Annotated in this window: 17 protein-coding genes; 8 read left to right on the forward strand and 9 right to left on the reverse strand. The window is 72.3% G+C overall.

Annotated features, from left to right (window positions below):
• The 4 genes from ACZ7LY_RS06940 to mce form a co-directional block, all read right to left on the reverse strand.
• Positions 1-1,062: an ABC transporter ATP-binding protein gene (locus ACZ7LY_RS06940; RefSeq protein WP_471623465.1), complete on the reverse strand. Its 1,062-nt coding sequence runs from the start codon at positions 1,060-1,062 to the stop codon at positions 1-3.
• A 79-nt stretch (positions 1,063-1,141) separates the two neighbouring features.
• Complete coding sequence (locus tag ACZ7LY_RS06945) at positions 1,142-2,077, reverse strand: cellulose-binding protein (RefSeq protein WP_471623466.1); 936 nt, start codon at positions 2,075-2,077, stop codon at positions 1,142-1,144.
• A gap of 184 nt (positions 2,078-2,261) precedes the next feature.
• Positions 2,262-6,443, reverse strand: coding sequence for a polarized growth protein Scy (scy, locus tag ACZ7LY_RS06950; protein WP_471623467.1), 4,182 nt, complete (start codon positions 6,441-6,443; stop codon positions 2,262-2,264).
• Positions 6,444-6,723: 280 nt separating this feature from the next.
• On the reverse strand, positions 6,724-7,164 hold the full coding sequence (gene mce / locus ACZ7LY_RS06955; protein ID WP_471623468.1) for a methylmalonyl-CoA epimerase: 441 nt from the start codon (positions 7,162-7,164) through the stop codon (positions 6,724-6,726).
• 137 nt (positions 7,165-7,301) lie between these two features.
• Between mce and ACZ7LY_RS06960 the strand changes: the two genes are divergently transcribed.
• The 3 genes from ACZ7LY_RS06960 (at position 7,302) to ACZ7LY_RS06970 (ending at position 10,962) form a co-directional block, all read left to right on the forward strand.
• A complete protein-coding gene (locus ACZ7LY_RS06960) occupies positions 7,302-8,504 on the forward strand; it encodes an acetyl-CoA C-acetyltransferase (protein ID WP_471623469.1) in 1,203 nt (400 codons plus the stop codon).
• Between the two features lie 31 nt (positions 8,505-8,535).
• Positions 8,536-9,492 (forward strand): methylmalonyl Co-A mutase-associated GTPase MeaB, encoded by a 957-nt coding sequence (gene meaB, locus ACZ7LY_RS06965; RefSeq protein ID WP_471623470.1) that lies wholly within the window; start codon positions 8,536-8,538, stop codon positions 9,490-9,492.
• Positions 9,493-9,633: 141 nt separating this feature from the next.
• Positions 9,634-10,962 carry an MFS transporter gene (locus tag ACZ7LY_RS06970; RefSeq protein ID WP_471623471.1) on the forward strand — a complete coding sequence of 443 codons (1,329 nt, stop codon included), beginning with the start codon at positions 9,634-9,636 and terminating at the stop codon, positions 10,960-10,962.
• Between the two features lie 22 nt (positions 10,963-10,984).
• Here the strand turns inward: ACZ7LY_RS06970 and ACZ7LY_RS06975 are convergent, their stop codons facing one another.
• From ACZ7LY_RS06975 to ACZ7LY_RS06990, 4 genes are all read right to left on the reverse strand, one after another.
• Positions 10,985-11,461, reverse strand: coding sequence for a MarR family winged helix-turn-helix transcriptional regulator (locus ACZ7LY_RS06975; protein WP_471623472.1), 477 nt, complete (start codon positions 11,459-11,461; stop codon positions 10,985-10,987).
• A gap of 84 nt (positions 11,462-11,545) precedes the next feature.
• The gene (locus ACZ7LY_RS06980; RefSeq protein ID WP_471623473.1) at positions 11,546-12,319 is read right to left on the reverse strand and encodes an AIM24 family protein; all 774 of its coding nucleotides are present in this window, start codon (positions 12,317-12,319) and stop codon (positions 11,546-11,548) included.
• The gene (locus tag ACZ7LY_RS06985) at positions 12,316-12,972 is read right to left on the reverse strand and encodes an AIM24 family protein (protein ID WP_471623474.1); all 657 of its coding nucleotides are present in this window, start codon (positions 12,970-12,972) and stop codon (positions 12,316-12,318) included. The genes ACZ7LY_RS06980 and ACZ7LY_RS06985 overlap by 4 nt, the downstream gene beginning before the upstream one ends.
• A gap of 1 nt (position 12,973) precedes the next feature.
• Entirely contained in the window at positions 12,974-13,612 is a 639-nt protein-coding gene (locus ACZ7LY_RS06990; protein WP_471623475.1) for an AIM24 family protein, read from the reverse strand.
• A gap of 141 nt (positions 13,613-13,753) precedes the next feature.
• Here ACZ7LY_RS06990 and ACZ7LY_RS06995 point away from each other — a divergent pair, with 141 nt between their 5' ends.
• The 5 genes from ACZ7LY_RS06995 to ACZ7LY_RS07015 all read left to right on the forward strand — a co-directional run bounded on the left by ACZ7LY_RS06995 (position 13,754) and on the right by ACZ7LY_RS07015 (position 17,409).
• Positions 13,754-14,098, forward strand: a complete 345-nt coding sequence (locus tag ACZ7LY_RS06995) for a DUF3817 domain-containing protein (RefSeq protein ID WP_471623476.1) — start codon at positions 13,754-13,756, stop codon at positions 14,096-14,098.
• Positions 14,095-14,388, forward strand: a complete 294-nt coding sequence (locus ACZ7LY_RS07000) for an MTH1187 family thiamine-binding protein (protein WP_471623477.1) — start codon at positions 14,095-14,097, stop codon at positions 14,386-14,388. Before ACZ7LY_RS06995 ends, ACZ7LY_RS07000 begins: the two co-directional genes overlap by 4 nt.
• A 336-nt stretch (positions 14,389-14,724) precedes the next feature.
• Positions 14,725-15,237, forward strand: a complete 513-nt coding sequence (locus tag ACZ7LY_RS07005; RefSeq protein ID WP_471623478.1) for a MarR family winged helix-turn-helix transcriptional regulator — start codon at positions 14,725-14,727, stop codon at positions 15,235-15,237.
• Between the two features lie 61 nt (positions 15,238-15,298).
• The gene (locus ACZ7LY_RS07010; protein ID WP_471623479.1) at positions 15,299-15,634 is read left to right on the forward strand and encodes a DUF3817 domain-containing protein; all 336 of its coding nucleotides are present in this window, start codon (positions 15,299-15,301) and stop codon (positions 15,632-15,634) included.
• A 74-nt stretch (positions 15,635-15,708) separates the two neighbouring features.
• Positions 15,709-17,409, forward strand: coding sequence for an acyl-CoA mutase large subunit family protein (locus tag ACZ7LY_RS07015; RefSeq protein ID WP_471623480.1), 1,701 nt, complete (start codon positions 15,709-15,711; stop codon positions 17,407-17,409).
• A gap of 232 nt (positions 17,410-17,641) precedes the next feature.
• Here ACZ7LY_RS07015 and ACZ7LY_RS07020 read toward each other — a convergent pair whose 3' ends face one another.
• A complete protein-coding gene (locus ACZ7LY_RS07020) occupies positions 17,642-18,268 on the reverse strand; it encodes a TetR/AcrR family transcriptional regulator (protein WP_471623481.1) in 627 nt (208 codons plus the stop codon).
• Positions 18,269-18,498: the final 230 nt, after the last annotated feature.

Below are 18,498 nucleotides of genomic sequence, written 5' to 3' on the forward strand. Positions count from 1 at the left end.
TCAGGCACCCTTCTTCTTGTCGCGGCGCTTGCCGCCCTGCCGCTGCTGCCAGTCCGCGCCCCAGTCGAGCAGCGGCGCCTCACCGCCCACGGGCGGCGCGCCCGGGACCGCGCCCGGTGCGCCGGGAATCGCGCCCGGCACTGCGCCCGGCCCGGAGTCCGTGTGGGCGTGGTACTCGACCGACTCCGCCGTGAGCTGCATGAACGCCTCCTCCAGCGAGGCCTGCTGCGGGCTCAGCTCATGCAGCACGATCTGATGGGCACCCGCGAGATCGCCCAGCTCCTCCGCGGAGTGCCCGTCGACCTCCAGCGATCCGTTGCCCGTCTCGATCACGGTGACGCCCGCCTCGTGCAGCACGTCCAGCAGCCGCTCCCGCTGCGGCGAGCGCAGTCGTACGTACGAGCGTGAGTTCTGCCGGATGAAGTCCGCCATGGACGTGTCCGCGAGGAGCCGGCCCTGACCGATCACCACGAGATGGTCCGCCGTCAGCGCCATCTCGCTCATCAGGTGCGAGGAGACGAAGACCGTACGGCCGGCCGCCGCGAGCGACTTCATGAGGTTGCGGATCCAGTGGATGCCCTCGGGGTCGAGGCCGTTGACCGGCTCGTCGAACATGAGGATGCGCGGGTCGCCGAGGAGCGCGCCCGCGATGCCGAGCCGCTGGCCCATGCCGAGCGAGAAGCCCTTCGCCTTCTTCTTCGCCACCGCCGTCAGGCCGACCGTGTCCAGGACCTCGTCGACCCGGCTGCGCGGCAGCCCGTTCGACTGGGCCAGACACAGGAGGTGGTTGTAGGCGCTGCGACCGCCGTGCATCGCCTTGGCGTCCAGGAGCGCCCCGATCGATCGCAGGGGGTCCTTGAGCTGCGTGTAGTGCAGACCGTCGATCCGCACACTGCCCGCCGTCGGGTTGTCCAGCCCGAGCATCATCCGCATCGTCGTGGACTTGCCCGCGCCGTTCGGCCCGAGGAAGCCCGTGACGATGCCCGGCCGGACGGTGAACGTCAGCCCGTCCACCGCCGTCTTGTCGCCGTACCGCTTCGTCAGCCCCTCAAGCTCGATCATGCGGCCACCGTAGAACGCGCGACAGCCCCCTGCCACTCATATGCGGCAGGGGGCTGCTGAACGATCGGGAAACCGCGCGTCAGCGGGACTGCTGCGCCGGGACCCCACGCGAGATCGACTCGTCGTCGGCGGGCGCGCCCGCGGCGGCGACGGCGGCACCCGTGAGGGTGGCCAGCATCTCGCGCACGTTGGTGAGCTGCGCGTTGATCGAGTCACGACGGTTCGTCAGGGCGGCCAGCTCGCGCTCCGATTCGCTGCGGATACGGTCCGCCTTCGCGTTCGCGTCGGCCACGATGTCCTCGGCCTGGCGCTGAGCCGTCTCCACCGTCTGGCGGGCGCGGCGCTCGGCGTCCGTACGCAGCTTCTCGGCCTCCAGGCGGAGCTGCTCCGCCCGGTGCTCGATCTCCGCGAGACGCTTCTCGGCCTTGGCCTGACGCGAGGCCAGGTCGCGCTCCGACTGCTCGCGGCGCTTGGCCAGGTTCGTCTCGAAGTCGGCGGCGGCCTGGGCGGCCTTGGCGCGCGTCTCCTCGAAGAGGGCGTCCGCCTCCTCGCGCTTGGACTGCGCGTCCTTCTGCGCCTCGGCACGCAGCGCGGTGGCCTCGCCCTTGGCCTTCTCGACGATCCGGACGCCCTCGTCCTCGGCCTTCGCCTTGCGCTCGGCGGCGAACGACTCCGCGTCGTTACGTACCTGCTGGGCCGACGTCTCCGCCAGCTCGCGGTGCTGCTCGGCGGCGCGGCGGGCCTCCTCGCGCAGGTCCTTCGCCTCCTCCTCGGCGAGGCGGAGGATCTTCTCGACGCGGGCGCCGAGACCGGCGTACGACGGCTCCGCGTCGTTCACCTGGGCCTGGGCGTTCTGCGTCTCGAGGTGCAGTTCCTCGATGCGCTTTTCCAGAGCAGTGATACGGGCAAGAGCGCTGTCACGGTCGGAGACGAGCTTGGAGATTCGTTCGTCCACCTGCGCGCGGTCGTACCCACGCCGCACAAGCTCGAAGCCGTAGGGGGAAGTGTCGCTCATGGGGTTCCTGTCGAATGAGACCGGTGTGAGGTGATAGAGGGAATCCTAGGGGCCAAAGCGGCGTGTCATCGAGCAGATGCGGGTTTGATCTGGAGAATGACACCCCTTTTGGGTGGCGTAGGGGCGGAGTGCTTGCCAGGAAGTGGCCAAAGGCCCATGTCAAGCATGACTGTTGCTCTCCTGGCTAGTCCTCGGACCCTTTGCCACCCGATCGTGTGGCTCCCGCCGCGGCGCCCGCCTTGACGCCCCCGTCCTTGCCCCCGCCTGACGGCGCCTCAAAACTCTCCAACGCCTCCAACACGTCCTGGACACGGGAGATCTCAGCATTGATGTCCTCGCGGCGCCTGACCAGCACGTCCAGCTCGCGCTGCCCCTTCTCGACCATCGCGGCGGCCTCGGCCTCGGCGTCCGCCTTGATCTTCTCCGCCTCGCGGGTGAGCGTGGCCCTCTTCTGCTCGGCCTCCTTGAGCAGCCCCTCCGCCTTCTTGACGGCGGCGATACGGACCTTGCCGGCCTCCGAATTCGCGTCGTTCAGCAGCTCCTTGGCCTTGGCCTGGGCCTCCGCCAACTGCTCCTCCGCCGCCTTGACCAGCGCGTCGCACCGCTCGCCCGCGTTCTTCATGGTCTCCGCCGACTCGCGGCGCGCGTGTTCGTGCAGCTCCTCGATCTCCGACGTGATCCGGTCGCGCAGTTCCTCGGCCCGCTCCCTTATCTGCGTCGCGTCCCGGCGCGCGCCGACCAGCAGCTCGTCCGCGTCCGTACGGGCCTTCTCCACCAGCGCGTTGCCCTCGACCGTGGCCTCGGCGACCAAGCGCTCCGCCTCGGTACGCGCCGCGCCCACCATCGTGTCGGCCTGCGCCTCCGCGTCGGCGGTCTTCTTCTGCGCCGCCTCCTGCGCCTCACGGGTCAGCTTGTCGGCCTCGGCCGCGGACTCCGAGATGAGCTTGTCGACCTGCTCCGCGGCCTCCGAACGCCGCTTGTCGGCGGCCTTGCGGGCCTCGTCGAGCGTGCGCTCGGACTCCTCGCGCGCCTCCGAGCGCAGCCGCTCGGCCTCGGCCGCCGCGTCCGCCTTCACGCGCTCGGCGTCGGACCGCACCCGCTCCGCGTGCGCCTGCGCCGAACCGACGGTCTCCGCCGCCTCGGCGCGCAGCCGCTCCGCCTCGCCCGTCGCGTCCGCGACCAGCTTCTCCGCCTTCGCCACCGCGTCCGCGCGCACCCGCTCGGCCTCGGTCAGCGTCTCATTCGTCAACTGCTCGGCGGCGGCCGTCGACTCGGCCGTCAGGCGCTCCGCCTCGGTGGCCGCCTCCGCGACCCGCTGCTCGGCAGCCGCCGTCGACTCCGCGGTGACCCGCTCGGCCTCGGCCTTGGCGTCCGCGAGCCGCTTCTCGGCGGCCTCCGTGGACTCGGCGGTGACCCGCTCGGCCTCGGTCTTGGCGTCCGCGAGCCGCTTCTCGGCGGCCTCGGTCGACTCGGCGGTCAGGCGCTCCGCCTCGGCCGTCGCGTCGCCCACCAACTGCTCGGCGCGCGCGGTCGATTCCGTACGGACCCGCTCCGCCTCCGCGGCCGTCTCCGTCGTCAGGCGCTCCGCCTCGGCGCGCGCCTCCGTGATCAGCGTGTCCGCCTGCGCCGCCGCGTCCGAACGGATGCGGTTGGCGTCCTCGCGGGCCTCCGCGCGGGTCCGCGACGCGTCGTGGTCGGCCGCCGACCGCAGGTCCGCCACCTCGGTACGCACCCGCTGCGCGTGCTCCGAGGCGTCCGACCGCAGCTTCTCCGACTCGGCGATGGCTTCCGAGACCGTCCGCTCGGCGAGCGCCTTCGCGGCCTCCGCCGCCTCGGTCGCCTCACCGCGCGTGCGGTTGGCGTCCTCCGTGGCCCGCTCGCGCTCCGCGTACGCGTCGGCGCGGACCCGGTCGGCCTCCTCCTGCGCCTCCTGCTTCGTACGCTCCGCCGCGTGCTCGGCCGCGCTGCGCAGCCCGGCGATCTCCTCCTGCGCCTGCTCCTGGAGCCCGGCCACCGAGTCCCGCACCTGCTGCGCGGTCTGCTCGGCCGACGTGACCATCTCGGTCGCCCGCCGGTCCGCCTCCTCGACCAGCCGCGCCGCCTCGGTCTGCGCCTCCTCGACCCGCGCCCGGGCCACGGCCAGCAGCTCGTCGCTCTGCTCGCGGGCCCGCTCGCGCTCCCGGTCCGCCTCCTCGCGGGCGCTGCCGAGCGTCTCCTCGGCCTCGCGGCGGCGCCGGGCCGCCTCCTCGGTCGCGGCGGCCAGCGTCTCGGCGGCCTCCGCGGAGATCCGCTCGGCGGCGGTCTGCGCCTCGGCCCGCATCCGGCCGGCGGACTCCTGCGCCTCCGTCTTGAGCCGCTCCGCCTCCGTCGCCGCCTCGGTCCGCAGCCGTACGGCGACCGCCTCGGCCTCGGAACGGGTCGCCGACGCGTCCGACGCGGCCTCCGTCCGCAGCCGCTCGGCCTCCGCCTCCGCCTGCTCGGTCAAGCTCCGTACGCGCTCGGCGGCCTCGGCACGCAGCCGGTCCGCCTCCTCCGACGCCTCCCGGCGCAGCCGCTCGCCCTCGGCGCGGGCCTCGTCCAGGGCCGTCTGCGCCGCCGTCAGCCGCTCCTCGGCCTCGGTGTGCAGCCGGGTCAGCTCGCGGGCCGCCTCCTCCTGGCGGGCGTCGAGCGCGCGCTCGGTCTCCTCCTTGAGCTCCTGCGCGGCCCGCTCGGCCTCCGCCTTCGTGGCCTCGGCCTGCTCCTCGGCCTCCGTGCGGTAGCGCTCGGCCTCGGCGCGGGTGCGCTCCAGCGTCTCCTCGGCCTGCTTGCGCAGCGAGGTGGCCCGCTCGATGGCCTCGGTACGGACCCGCTCGGCCTCGGCCGTCGCCGACGTACGCAGCTCGTCCGCGTCCGCCTTCGCCTTGGCGAGCAGCTCCTCGGCGGTCTTGGCCGCCTCCTCGATCTGCTGCACGGCCTCGCGGCGGGCCTCGGCGCGGATGCGCTCGCCCTCCTCGACGGCCTCCGCGCGCAGCGACTCCGCCTCGCCGCGCAGCCGCCGCGCCTCCTCCTGGAGCTCGACGGTCTTGGCGCGGTACTCCTCGGTGTCGTCCTTCGCGGCGCCCTTGAGCTCCTCGGCCAGGTCGTGCGCCTCCGCGCGCAGCCGGTCCGCCTCGGCCTCGGCCTCGGCACGGATCCGCTCGGCCTCCTCGGTGGCCGCCCGCGTCGTCGACTTCGCTTCCTGGGACGCCTTGTTGAGCACGTCCTCGGCGGTGCGCGCCGCCTTCGCCAGCTCGCCCGCGGTCTCCTCCGCGGTGACCGTACGGGCCTTCTCCTTGGCGTCCGCGATCAGCTTCTCGGCCTCGGCGCGGGCGTCCGCGACGGCCTGCTCGGCCTCCGAGCGGGCCGCCTCTGCCTCCTTGGTGGCCTCCTGCACGAGCCGGGCGACCTGCTCCTTGGCGGTGCGGGTGCGCTGCTCGTTCGTCGACTCGGCGCCGGCGAGCTGCTTGGCCGCCGCCTCCTTGGCCTGCGCGAGCACCTTGTCGGCCTCGGCGCGCGCCTCACGCAGCGCCGACTCGGCCTCGCTCATGCGCTGCTCGGCGGCGCGGCTCAGCTCGGTGGCCTTCTGGCGGGCCGCGTCCGACTCGGCCGTCGTCGACGTACGCAACTGCTCGGCGTGGTCGGTGGCCTCCTGGGCCTGCGCCGACGCCGCGTTGAGCAGGCGCTCGGCGTCCTGGCGGGCGCGGGCCAGGAGCGCCTGCGCCTCGGCACGCGCCGCCTCGGCCTCGCCGGTCAGCCGCCGGCGGGCCTCCGTGGCGATCCGCTCGGCCTCCGCGCGGGCCGTGGCCAGCGCCTGGTCGGCCTCGGCGCGGGACTCGTCGAGCAGCCGGCGGGCCTGCTGCTCGGTGCGGGCGCGCAACTGCTCCGCCCACTGCACGTTCTCGTTGACGTGGGTCTCGACCGTGCGGCGGCGCTCGGCCAGCTCCTGGTCGAGCTGCTGGCGCCGGTTGACCGCCTCGGTGTGCAGCTCCGCCTGGAGGCGGGCCTGCTGCTCGGCGTGCTCCTGGAGGATGCGCTGCGTCTGGGCGCGGGCGTCCCGCAGCTCCCGCTCGGCGTCCGCGCGAAGCTGCTCGGCCTGGATCTGCGCGTTGCGCAGCAACTGCTCGGCCTGGTAGCCGATGTCGGCGCCGTCGTAGGCAGGACGGGACGCGAGGTTGCGGCGCGCCTCGTGCAGCTTGGCGCGCAGCACCTCAACTTGGTAGCCGAGGTCCTCGGCGTGCTGGACGGCCTTCTCCCGCTCGGTCTTCAGCCGATCCATCTCGGCTTCGAACCGCGAGAGATGGTCGGTCTCAGCCGGCCGACGGCTGTCCTGGCTCTCGTAGCCCCGCACTGCGCGGTCCCATCCTTCCCCAAGCTCTCGAATTCGCTCGAGCAGGGGAGACCCCACTCCTGATCGCAAGCTCTTCCTGACGAGCCCCGTCCTTGCGCCGAACGGGGCCCCCGGGGAATGGTGTCAGATCCAGCACGGCGGCGCGTCGGGGCCGCCCGCTGATACCCGCGCGCCTGCCCTGTCGCACCGACCCTCGCCCCCGATACCCAGGCCCCGGCCCACGGGCGCCCGATGCACGAGACGCCCGCCCCCCAACCCTACCGGCCCGAGTATGGGGAGGTCAGTGGTCGGACGACTCCTGGGGCGCGGCGGTGACCAGTTCCGTGAGCACGCCGTGGCAGTCCTTGGGGTGCAGGAACGTGATGCGCGAGCCCATCGAACCCCGGCGGGGCTCGTCGTAGAGGACCCGCACGCCCTTGTCCCGCACGGCCGCGGCGTCCCCGTCCACGTCGGCCGTGCCGAACGCGATGTGGTGCACGCCCTCCCCGTTCTTGGCCAGCCACTTGCCGACCGCGGAGTCCTCGCGGGTCGGTTCGAGCAGCTGGAGGTAGGAGGCGCCGCCGTCGGAGGTCTCGTTGATCTTGAGCATGGCCTCGCGCACGCCCTGCTCCTCGTTGACCTCGGTGTGGAAGACCTCGAAGCCGTATGTCGCCCGGTAGAACTCGACAGTGGTGTCGAGGTCGAAGCAGGCGATCCCGATGTGGTCGATTCGCGTCAGCATGCCGTAAGTGCAGCGCGGTCCGCAGTGGTTACGCAACGTGCGCGCGATCACACCTTTGTGCCGATGACGTGCGCGGGGCCGCTCAGTACATTCGAGTAAACCCTCGTTCACTCCTCATCTGCTAGGGGCCGTGCCTCATGACTGGAACGACCGGTACCACCTCAGTGATCGTCGCGGGCGCGCGGACGCCCATGGGCCGTCTGCTGGGCTCGCTCAAGTCCTTCTCCGGAGCCGACCTCGGCGGATTCGCCATCAAGGCCGCCCTCGACCGTGCGGGCATCGGCGGCGACCAGGTCCAGTACGTGATCATGGGCCAGGTGCTCCAGGCCGGCGCCGGCCAGATCCCGGCCCGCCAGGCCGCCGTCAAGGCCGGCATCCCGATGAACGTGCCGGCGCTGACCGTCAACAAGGTCTGTCTGTCCGGCCTCGACGCCATCGCGCTCGCCGACCAGCTCATCCGCGCCGGCGAGTTCGACATCGTCGTCGCGGGCGGCCAGGAGTCGATGACGAACGCGCCGCACCTGCTGCCCAAGTCCCGCGAGGGCCACAAGTACGGCGCCATCGAGATGCTCGACTCCATGGCGCACGACGGCCTGACCGACGCCTTCGAGAACGTCGCCATGGGCGCCTCCACGGAGAAGCACAACACCCGCCTCGGCATCGGCCGCCCCGAGCAGGACGAGATCGCCGCGCTCTCGCACCAGCGGGCCGCCGCCGCGCAGAAGAACGGCCTGTTCGAAGCCGAGATCACGCCCGTGGAGATCCCGCAGCGCAAGGGCGAGCCGGTCCTGTTCAGCCAGGACGAGGGCATCCGCGCCGAGACCACCACCGAGTCGCTCGCGAAGCTCCGCCCGGCCTTCGCCAAGGACGGCACGATCACCGCGGGCACCTCCTCGCAGATCTCCGACGGCGCCGCCGCCGTGGTCGTGATGAGCAAGGCCAAGGCGCAGGAGCTGGGCCTGGAGTGGATCGCCGAGATCGGCGCCCACGGCAACGTGGCGGGCCCGGACAACTCGCTCCAGTCGCAGCCGTCCAACGCCATCCGGCACGCCGCCGGCAAGGAGGGCATCGGCGTCGAGGACATCGACCTCATCGAGATCAACGAGGCGTTCGCGGCCGTCGCCGTGCAGTCAATGAAGGACCTCGGCGTGTCCTCGGAAAAGGTGAACGTCAACGGCGGCGCCATCGCCCTCGGTCACCCGATCGGGATGTCCGGCGCCCGTATCGTGCTGCATCTCGCGCTGGAGCTGAAGCGGCGCGGCGGCGGCGTCGGCGCGGCCGCGCTGTGCGGCGGCGGCGGTCAGGGTGACGCGCTCATCGTGCGGGTACCCAAGGCGTAACCCTTTTCGGGAGCGAGTGAACGGAGCTGTGATGCAGGACGTCCCCACGCTGGTCGCGCAGGCGAGGGAGGGCAGGCCGCGCGCGGTCGCCCGGCTGATCTCGCTGGTGGAGGGGGCGTCCCCGCAACTGCGCGAGGTGATGGCCGCCCTCGCCCCGCTCACCGGCAACGCGTACGTGGTCGGCCTCACCGGATCCCCCGGTGTCGGCAAGTCGACTTCCACGTCGGCGCTGGTCAGCGCGTACCGGCGGGCCGGGAAGCGGGTCGGCGTGCTCGCCGTCGACCCGTCGTCGCCGTTCAGCGGCGGCGCCCTGCTCGGCGACCGGGTGCGGATGTCGGAGCACGCCTCCGACCCGGGCGTCTACATCCGCTCCATGGCGACCCGGGGCCACCTCGGCGGCCTCGCCTGGGCCGCGCCGCAGGCCATCCGCGTCCTCGACGCGGCCGGCTGCGACGTGGTCCTGGTCGAGACCGTCGGCGTCGGCCAGTCCGAGGTGGAGATCGCCTCGCAGGCCGACACGAGCGTCGTCCTGCTCGCGCCCGGCATGGGCGACGGCATCCAGGCCGCCAAGGCGGGCATCCTGGAGATCGGCGACGTCTACGTCGTCAACAAGGCGGACCGGGACGGCGCCGACGCCACCGCCCGCGAGCTGAACCACATGCTGGGGCTCGGCGAGGCCCGCGCCCCCGGCGACTGGCGGCCGCCCATCGTGAAGACGGTCGCCGCGCGCGGCGAGGGCGTCGACGAGGTCGTCCAGGCGCTGGAGAAGCACCGCGCGTGGATGGAGGAGCACGGGGTGCTGGCCGAGCGCCGGGCCGCCCGCGCCGCCCGCGAGGTCGAGACCATCGCCGTGACCGCGCTGCGCGAGCGCATCGGCGACCTCTCCGGCGACCGCCGCCTCGGCGCCCTCGCGGAGCGCATCGTCACGGGCGACCTCGACCCGTACCGCGCGGCCGACGAACTGGTCGAGGGCCTCACCGGCCAGTAGCGGGTACGTCCCCGCCGGCGCCGGGTCGCTCCGTGCGGCCCGGCGCTGTAGCGTACGCGTGTGTCCTTCCTTCGTGCGTAGAGAACTCCGGTGCTGACGCGGCCCGTTGACGTCTCCCGCATGTCTGAAGGAACCCCTCCCATGTACACCGCTGTCCTGCGGACCCCGCACGCCTCGCGGGCCTTCGCCGGTGCCCTGCTCGGGCGCCTGTCGTACGGCACCGTCGGCCTCTCCCTCACCCTCGCCGCCCGCGACGCCACCGGCTCCTACGCCGTCGCCGGGACGGTGACCGCCGTGTTCGGCGCCGCGAGCGTGCTGCTGGCGCCCGTCCGTGCCCGCCTCGTCGACCGCCGCGGACCGCGCCGCGCGCTCGTCCCGATGGCCCTGCTGTACGCGGCCCTGCTGGCGCTGCTCGCCGCCGTGACCTGGGACGCCGCTGTCACCGGCCCGGTGCTCGTGGCGCTGGCCGGCTGCGCGGGCGCGGCCACGCCCCCGCTCGGGCCCGCCATGCGCGCGCTGTGGTCCCGCCTGCTGCCCGAGCCGCGCCTGCTGGAGCGGGCCTACAGCCTCGACGGGGTCGCCGAGGAACTGATCCTGGTCACGGGCCCGCTGCTGGTCGGCGCGCTCGCCTCGGCCGCGCCCGCCGCGTCGGGGCTGGCCCTGAGCGCGGCGCTCGTCGCGGCCGGCACCCTCGCCTTCACGGCGTCCCCGGCGCTCACCGCGCCCGGCGCGCGGAAGCCCGCCGAGCCGGGTCCGCAGGGCGCCGTCCCCGGCCCGCAGGAGCCCGCCGAGCCCGCCGCGCCCGGTCGTGCCGTACGGGGCAGGGTGTTCGGCCCGCTGCGCCGCACCCTGGCGCTGACCCTGGGCGTCGGTCTGGCGCTCGGCGCGCTGGATCTGCTGATCGTGGCGTTCGCGGGGGAGCACGGGCGGGCCTCGGCCGCCGCCTGGACGCTGGCCGCCCTCTCGGCGGGCAGTGTCGCGGGCGGCCTGATCAACGGCGCGGTCGACTGGCGCCTGACCGCCCGCACCCGGCTCCCGGTGTTCGCGGCGGGCCTGGCGCTCTCGCTCGCGGCGGCCTCCCGCGCGCCGGGGCCCGGGACGCTGGCCGGGGCGGCACTCTGCGCGGGCCTGTTCGTCGCACCGGCGCTGACGACGGCCTACCTCGTCGCGGACGGCGCGGTCGATCCGGCGCTGCGCACCCAGGCCGGGGCCTGGGTCAACACCGCCCTGAACGCCGGGAGTTCCCTCGGCGCGGCCGGGGCGGGCGCCCTGCTCGCGCACGCCCCGGTGGGCGTCTGCCTCCTGCTCGCGGCGGCGCCCCCGGCCCTCGCCGCGCTCACCGCCCCGCTGCTCGACGGGCGGCGGGCAGGCCCCCGTACGGGCCGGGACGCAGACGCGCGTACGAGCCCGGACGGCGCGGCGGGAACCGGCCGTGCCGAGGGTGCCGCGCGCGAGGGACGAACCGGGTGAAGTGACCGGGGTCAGGCCGGGGTCAGGGTTTGCCGCGCTGCGAACGCAGATGTTCGGCGATGGGCGTCAGGGCCGCCTGGAGGTTGCTCAGCTCCAGTGGCTCGACGAGATCGACGAAGTGCCGGCGCACGGACGCCACGTGGTGCGGCGCGACCGTGCGCATCATCTCCATGCCGTCGTCGGTCAGGACGGTGAACAGGCCGCGCCGGTCGGACTCGCAGTTCTCGCGGCGCACCAGGCCCGCGTTCTCCATGCGGGTGATCTGGTGCGAGAGGCGGCTCTTGGACTGGAGGGTCGCGGCGGCGAGATCGCTCATCCGCATCCTCCGGTCCTCCGCCTCGGAGAGATTGACCAGGATCTCGTAGTCGTTCATTGTCAGGCCGAACGGCTGGAGGTCTTTCTCAAGCTGGTAGTTGAGCAGCTTGTTGACCTCCAGGTGGGTGCGCCAGGCGCACTGCTCCTCCGGGGTCAGCCACTGCGTGGCCGTTTCGGTCTCCATGAAATCGATTCTACCTAAGAAGTTGAAAAGCGAACGAAAGTGGGGGTGGTCACGCGTTCGACGTCACCCTCCGCAGACTACCGCTCACAGCCCGAAGCGACGCTGGAGGTCTCCGAGCTGTCCGGGAAGGCGCGGTGCCGATGGCTGGCCTGCGCCGGGCCCCGCCCCGGCGCCCGGCACGCCCGCCTGCGGAGGCGGCTGCCCCACCGAACGGTCCGGCATCAGCGCCTCACTCGACTGCAACAGGACCGTCCCCGCGCCCACGAACTCGAACTGATGCTCCTCGCCGCTCGCCCCGCCGACCCCCGTCATCGCACGTAGACCGCCGATCACGCCCGTCAGATAGCCGTGGTCGTAGTGGTGGCACGGCGACGGGCAGTCCGCCCAGCCGACCAGCGCCTGCGGATCGACGCGCACGGGCGGCTCCATGAAGACCACGGGCCCGTTCGACGCGGCGACGAATTTGCCCGTGCCAATGAGCGTCAGGAAGCCCGGCACGATCGACTGCTTCAGCGCGAGACTTGGCTGAAAAGCGAGCAGATTGCCCGCCCGGATGGTCAGATTGCCGTCATCCAGGTCGTAGGAGTTCACATCGAAGGCCCGGTCGGCGAGCAGCATCTTGCCACTGCCCTCCGCGACCACCCAGTCGCTCGCGTGCAGCGGCGAGTGGAACGAGGTCCGCACCAGCCGGTCGAGCCGCCCGTGCCCCACACCGTTGAAGTCGATCCGCCCGTAGTAGGCGATCATCTTCCCCTTCTGCAGGAACCACTGCCCGCCGCGCAGCTCCACACAGAACGTGTACGCGTTGACGTTGTCGTCCACCGGCAGCGACGCCGGATCGTGCACCACCGGGTTCACAGCTTCTCCTCCGACGCCTGCACGAACACCGTCCCGGTCCCGCTCAGTTCGAGCTGGAACGCCTCGCCGCTGCCGCGCCCCACCATCTCCCGCCAGCCGAGCGCCGCCGACAGCTTGTTCCGTACGTCCCCATGGTGGGCGACGTACGCCTGCGGGTCCACGTGCACCGCCCGCCCCGGCGTGATCGGCACCTCGATCACCCCGCCGTGCGCCATCACCGCGACCGCGCCGTGCCCGGCCAGCGTCGTCGTGAACAGGCCCTGCCCGGTCACCTGCCCGCGCACCATGCCCATCACCCCGCCCTGCGAGCCCATGAACATCGTGCCCTGGCGCAGCGCCCCGTCGAAGGCCAGCAGCCGGTCCGCCTCCACGTACAGCGTGTCGCCGGACAGATGGATCACCTGCACGTGGTGGCCGCCGTGCCCGAACAGGACCGTGCCGCTGCCCTCGACCGTCATCAGCGGCGTCGCCTCGCCCGCGACCCGCCGCCCGATCATCGACATCAGCCCGCCCTGCCCGCCCTGGAGGTTCGGCGTGAACGCCACCTCGCCGGTGTACGCGAGCATCGCGCCGCGCTGGCTGAACACCCGCTCCCCGGGCGCGAGCCGGGCCCGCACCATCTTCGCGTTCACCTCGTCGAAGACGACCGTCATCTCACACGTCCCCCGCGATCGTGTTCCGCTCACTGGGCTGTACGTACACGAGCCCGTCGCCCTCGAAGAGGATCTGGAACGCCTCGCCGCCGCCCTCCCCGAGGAACGTGCGGAAGGTCACCCCCGACTGGAACGACTGCCGCAGGTCCCCCTGGTGCGCGATGTACGCGCCCGGGTCCACCGTCAGCGGCCAGTCCCGGCTCACCCGCAGCACCACCGCCGGCCCGTCGCTCATGATCGCCGCCTGGCCGTGGCCCTCGACGGTCGTCGTGAACAGGCCGTTGCCCTGGGAGGCGCCGCGCATGCCCGTGAACGTCGTGCCCGTGCGCAGGCCGGCGTCCGTGCACAGCAGATTGCTCGCCTCCACGTACAGCTTGTCGCCGCGCAGCCCGACGAGGTTGATCTCGCTCGCCCGGTCCGCGAACCAGCACGTGCCCTCGCCCTTCACCTCCATCACGGTCATCTGCTCGCCCGTGATGCGGCGCGTCACCATCCCCCGTATCCCCTCGCCACCCCCGCTGAGCTTCTTGAACGTCATCCGGCCGTCGTACGCGACCATCGAGCCGTTCTTCGCCTTGACGCTGTCGCCCGTCATGTCGACGGCCAGCACCTTGCCGCCCTGGAGCCGAAACGTTGCCACGGAGCGACGGTAGCGGGCGCGGGGCCGAGCGGGGGAGGGCGCCGACGGGGGCGCGGGGCCCTGGTGCCACAATGGGACACGCTTGTGCGTACATTCACAAGATCCATCCCTCCTGCCCGCCGCTCTGCCGAAGGTGCACCCGTGGACATCAAGACCGCCTCCGCCCTCCGACGCCTCCGCCTCGCCTCCGCCCCGGAGGCCGTCTCCTTCCTCCTGCTGCTGATCTGCTCGATCCTGAAGCGGACCACGGACTTCAACGCGGTGCCGGTCATGGGCATGGTGCACGGCGTGCTGTTCGTCCTGTACGTGATCTTCTGGGCCGACGCGTGGAACCGGGCGAAGTGGAGCCTTGGCACCGCGGCGCTCTACTTCGTCCTGTCCGTCCTGCCGACCGGCGGGTTCTTCGCCGAGCGGCGGCTGCGGCGGGAGGCGGAGGACGCGGTGATCGCGTCGCGCGCCCGTAAGGAAGGCGTGGTCGGCGCATGATCGTCGCTTTCTCCGTGACTCCGCTCGGGGTCGGCGAGGACGTCGGGGAGTACGTGGCCGACGCGGTGCGGGTGGTCCGGGAGTCGGGGCTGCCGAATCGGACCGATGCGATGTTCACGTCCGTGGAGGGGGAGTGGGACGAGGTCATGGCCGTCGTGCGGCGGGCCGTCGCCGTGGTCGAGGAGCGGGCTCCTCGGGTCTCCCTCGTCCTCAAGGCGGACATCCGGCCCGGGGTGACGGACGGGCTCACGTCGAAGGTGGACACGGTAGAACGCCATCTGTCCGGCTGACGGCTGTTCCCCGACTCGGGCGAGTGCCCCTTCGGGCGGGTTCTTCGGCCTCGGCATTCGTCGTGGCTGGTCGCGCAGTTCCCCGCGCCCCTGAGGGAGCGGGGCTTCGCCCCAGCTCCCTCAGGGGAGGAGGTGGCGACGCAGTCGCCCCTCCAGGGGCGCGGGGAACTGCGCGAGAAGCCCCACCGCCCGGATGGTGATCGACTACCCAGGGGCGCGGGGAACTGCGCGAACAGCCACCACCGGCCCGCAGGTGATCGACTGCCCAGGCGCGGGGGATGACCGAAGGGCGAGATGGGGCTGAGCGGTATATGACCGGCCGGTAAGGTCAACCCCGTGCCGAAGCCCCTTTCCCTCCCCTTCGACCCCATCGCCCGCGCGGACGAACTCTGGAAGCAGCGCTGGGGATCCGTCCCCTCCATGGTGGCGATCACCTCGATCATGCGCGCCCAGCAGATCCTGCTCGCCGAGGTCGACGCCGTGGTCAAGCCGTACGGCCTCACCTTCGCCCGCTACGAGGCCCTCGTCCTGCTCACGTTCTCGAAGGCCGGCGAACTGCCGATGTCGAAGATCGGCGAGCGCCTGATGGTGCACCCCACGTCCGTGACGAACACCGTCGACCGCCTCGTCCGGTCCGGCCTCGTCGCCAAGCGCCCGAACCCCAACGACGGCCGCGGCACCCTCGCCACCATCACCGACAAGGGCCGCGAGGTCGTCGAGTCCGCCACCCGCGACCTGATGGCGATGGACTTCGGCCTCGGGGCGTACGACGCCGAGGAGTGCGCGGAGATCTTCGCGATGCTCCGCCCGCTGCGCGTCGCAGCCCGCGACTTCGAGGCGACGGACTGACCGGTCCGGCTACCGGCTCCCCGCCGAAGCGGGGATTTTTCGGGCGGTTACGCTCGTATCCATGAAGCGAAGTGTGCTGACCCGCTACCGGATCATGGCCTACGTCACCGGTGTGCTCCTGGTCCTCCTGTGTCTCGGCATGATCGCCAAGTACGTGTTCGACGTGAACGGCGCCGCCGACGCCACGCGCGTCATCGCCATCGCGCACGGCTGGCTCTACGTGATCTACCTCGTCTTCGCCTTCGACCTGGGCTCCAAGGCGAAGTGGCCGGTCGGCAAGCAGCTCTGGGTGCTGATCGCGGGCACGATCCCGACCGCCGCGTTCTTCGTCGAGCGCAAGATCTCCGCCGAGCTGGAGCCGAAGGTCGCGGGCGACACCGAGCTGGCCAAGGCCTGATCCCACGGCATCCGACACCCTCGGATGCCGTCAGCCATCGACATTTACTTGGACGTCCTAGTAAATTCGAGGGTATGGACGCTGACGCGATCGAGGAGGGCCGCCGCCGCTGGCAGGCCCGTTACGACAAGGCCCGCAAGCGTGACGCGGACTTCACCACGCTCTCCGGAGACTCCGTCGAGCCGGTCTACGGGCCGCGCCCCGGCGACACGTACGAGGGCTTCGAGCGGATCGGCTGGCCGGGGGAGTACCCGTACACCCGCGGGCTGCACGCGACGGGGTACCGCGGGCGGACCTGGACCATCCGCCAGTTCGCCGGCTTCGGCAACGCCGAGCAGACGAACGAGCGCTACAAGATGATCCTGCGCAACGGCGGCGGCGGGCTCTCCGTCGCCTTCGACATGCCGACCCTCATGGGCCGCGACTCCGACGACCCGCGCTCCCTCGGCGAGGTCGGCCACTGCGGGGTCGCCATCGACTCCGCCGCCGACATGGAGGTCCTGTTCAAGGACATCCCCCTCGGTGACGTGACCACGTCCATGACGATCAGCGGGCCGGCCGTGCCCGTCTTCTGCATGTACCTCGTCGCCGCCGAGCGCCAGGGCGTGGACCCCGCCGTCCTCAACGGCACGCTCCAGACGGACATCTTCAAGGAGTACATCGCGCAGAAGGAGTGGCTGTTCCAGCCCGAGCCCCATCTGCGCCTCATCGGCGACCTGATGGAGCACTGCGCCGCCTCCATCCCCGCCTACAAGCCGCTGTCCGTCTCCGGCTACCACATCCGTGAGGCCGGGGCGACGGCCGCGCAGGAACTGGCGTACACGCTCGCCGACGGCTTCGGCTACGTCGAACTGGGCCTCAGCCGCGGGCTCGACGTGGACGTGTTCGCGCCCGGCCTGTCCTTCTTCTTCGACGCGCACGTCGACTTCTTCGAGGAGATCGCCAAGTTCCGCGCCGCCCGCCGCATCTGGGCGCGCTGGATGCGGGACGTGTACGGGGCGCGCAGCGAGAAGGCGCAATGGCTGCGGTTCCACACCCAGACCGCCGGGGTCTCGCTCACCGCGCAGCAGCCGTACAACAACGTCGTACGCACCGCCGTGGAGGCGCTCGCCGCGGTGCTCGGCGGGACGAACTCGCTGCACACCAACGCCCTCGACGAGACCCTCGCGCTCCCCAGCGAGCAGGCCGCCGAGATCGCCCTGCGCACGCAGCAGGTGCTCATGGAGGAGACCGGCGTCGCCAACGTCGCCGACCCGCTCGGCGGCTCCTGGTACATCGAGCAGCTCACCGACCGCATCGAGGCCGACGCGGAGAAGATCTTCGACCAGATCAAGGAGCGGGGCCTGCGGGCGCACCCGGACGGGCAGCACCCCATCGGGCCGATCACGTCCGGCATCCTGCGCGGGATCGAGGACGGCTGGTTCACCGGGGAGATCGCGGAGTCCGCGTTCCGCTATCAGCAGGCGCTGGAGAAGGGCGACAAGCGGGTCGTCGGCGTCAACGTCCACGAGGGGTCCGTCACCGGGGACCTGGAGATCCTGCGGGTCAGCCACGAGGTCGAGCGGGAGCAGGTACGGGTTCTTGCCGGGCGCAAGAGCGGGCGGGACGAGGGCGCCGTGCGGGAGGCGTTGGGCGCGATGCTGGAGGCGGCCCGTGGGGGCGTCAACATGATCGGGCCGATGTTGGAGGCGGTGCGGGCGGAGGCGACGCTGGGGGAGATCTGCGGGGTGCTCCGCGAGGAATGGGGCACGTACACCGAACCCCCTGGCTTCTGACGCCCCCGGCGTTCCCGGGGCAGTCATCCACCTTTCGCCGGGTGGGTGGCTGGCCGCGCAGTTCCCCGCGCCCCTGTCGGGGCGACTGCGTCGCCGCCTCCTCCCCTGGGGAGCTGGGGCGAAGCCCCGCTCCCTCAGGGGCGCGGGGAACTGCGCGATCAGCCACGACGAATGTCGAGGTCACCCACCGGCCGGAGCCACCCACTTACCTCAGGGGACCGCCCCGCACCGGTCAGGTGGACGCTGAGGCCAGCCCGGTCAAGAGCAGCGCGGTGAAGCGGCGGACCCAGTTCTCGTCCACCGGCTCGGCAGAGACAAGCGTCCGGTGCACGACCGCCCCCGCGGCGACGTCGAAGATGAGATCCGCCGTCTCGGCCGCGGCCACCGCGTCCGCCGCCACCGGCAACTCCCCCCGCCGCTCGGCCCGCGCCCGCCCCTCGAGGACGAGCCGCTTCTGCCGCTCCACGATGGACGTCCGGATCCGCTCCCGCAGCGGAGCGTCCCGCGTGGACTCCGCGACGACGGCCATCAGCGCCGTCTTCGTCTCCGGCCGGTCCAGGATCGCCGCGAACTGAAGCACCACGCCCTCGATGTCGGCCGCCAGCGACCCCCGGTCGGGCAGTTCCAGCTCGTCGAAGAGGACGGCGACCGCGTCCACGACCAGCTCGTTCTTCCCGGCCCACCGCCGGTACAGCGTCGTCTTGGCGACCCCCGCCCGCGTCGCCACGTCCCCCAGCGTCAGCTTCGACCAGCCCAGTTCGACGAGCCCGGCACGCGTCGCCTCCAGGATCGCCTCGTCGGCCGCGGCGGACCGTGGGCGTCCCTGGCGTCCGGTACGGGCGGGGGTGCGGCTTTGCATGAGGGCGACCATACCGGCGAGTAGGCCCGATGCCTCCCGTGAGCCAGATCACGCCCCGAGGGAGGTCACCCGCGCCCCACCCGCCGCACGGGCCAGTTACGCTACGAGGCGTAGCGAAAGCTCATGTTCGTACCGCGCCACCGGTTCTGCACCCCGGTCGCCCGGACGAGCGGCAACCACAGGCACCGGGTGGGGACCCGGAGCCACGCAGCACGGCCGAGCCCGCTCCA

Source organism: Streptomyces sp. NPDC107550 (assembly GCF_055639095.1).

Coding starts and splice junctions, on each gene's coding strand:
- ACZ7LY_RS06975 (WP_471623472.1), bottom strand. CDS start 11,461: ATGGAGACCGAAACGGCCACGCAGTGGCTGACCCCGGAGGAGCAGTGC.
- ACZ7LY_RS07000 (WP_471623477.1), top strand. CDS start 14,095: ATGATCGTCGCTTTCTCCGTGACTCCGCTCGGGGTCGGCGAGGACGTC.
- ACZ7LY_RS07020 (WP_471623481.1), bottom strand. CDS start 18,268: ATGCAAAGCCGCACCCCCGCCCGTACCGGACGCCAGGGACGCCCACGG.
- ACZ7LY_RS06940 (WP_471623465.1), bottom strand. CDS start 1,062: ATGATCGAGCTTGAGGGGCTGACGAAGCGGTACGGCGACAAGACGGCG.
- ACZ7LY_RS06945 (WP_471623466.1), bottom strand. CDS start 2,077: ATGAGCGACACTTCCCCCTACGGCTTCGAGCTTGTGCGGCGTGGGTAC.
- mce (WP_471623468.1), bottom strand. CDS start 7,164: ATGCTGACGCGAATCGACCACATCGGGATCGCCTGCTTCGACCTCGAC.
- ACZ7LY_RS06960 (WP_471623469.1), top strand. CDS start 7,302: ATGACTGGAACGACCGGTACCACCTCAGTGATCGTCGCGGGCGCGCGG.
- ACZ7LY_RS07015 (WP_471623480.1), top strand. CDS start 15,709: ATGGACGCTGACGCGATCGAGGAGGGCCGCCGCCGCTGGCAGGCCCGT.
- ACZ7LY_RS06970 (WP_471623471.1), top strand. CDS start 9,634: ATGTACACCGCTGTCCTGCGGACCCCGCACGCCTCGCGGGCCTTCGCC.
- ACZ7LY_RS06985 (WP_471623474.1), bottom strand. CDS start 12,972: ATGACGGTCGTCTTCGACGAGGTGAACGCGAAGATGGTGCGGGCCCGG.
- ACZ7LY_RS07010 (WP_471623479.1), top strand. CDS start 15,299: ATGAAGCGAAGTGTGCTGACCCGCTACCGGATCATGGCCTACGTCACC.
- meaB (WP_471623470.1), top strand. CDS start 8,536: ATGCAGGACGTCCCCACGCTGGTCGCGCAGGCGAGGGAGGGCAGGCCG.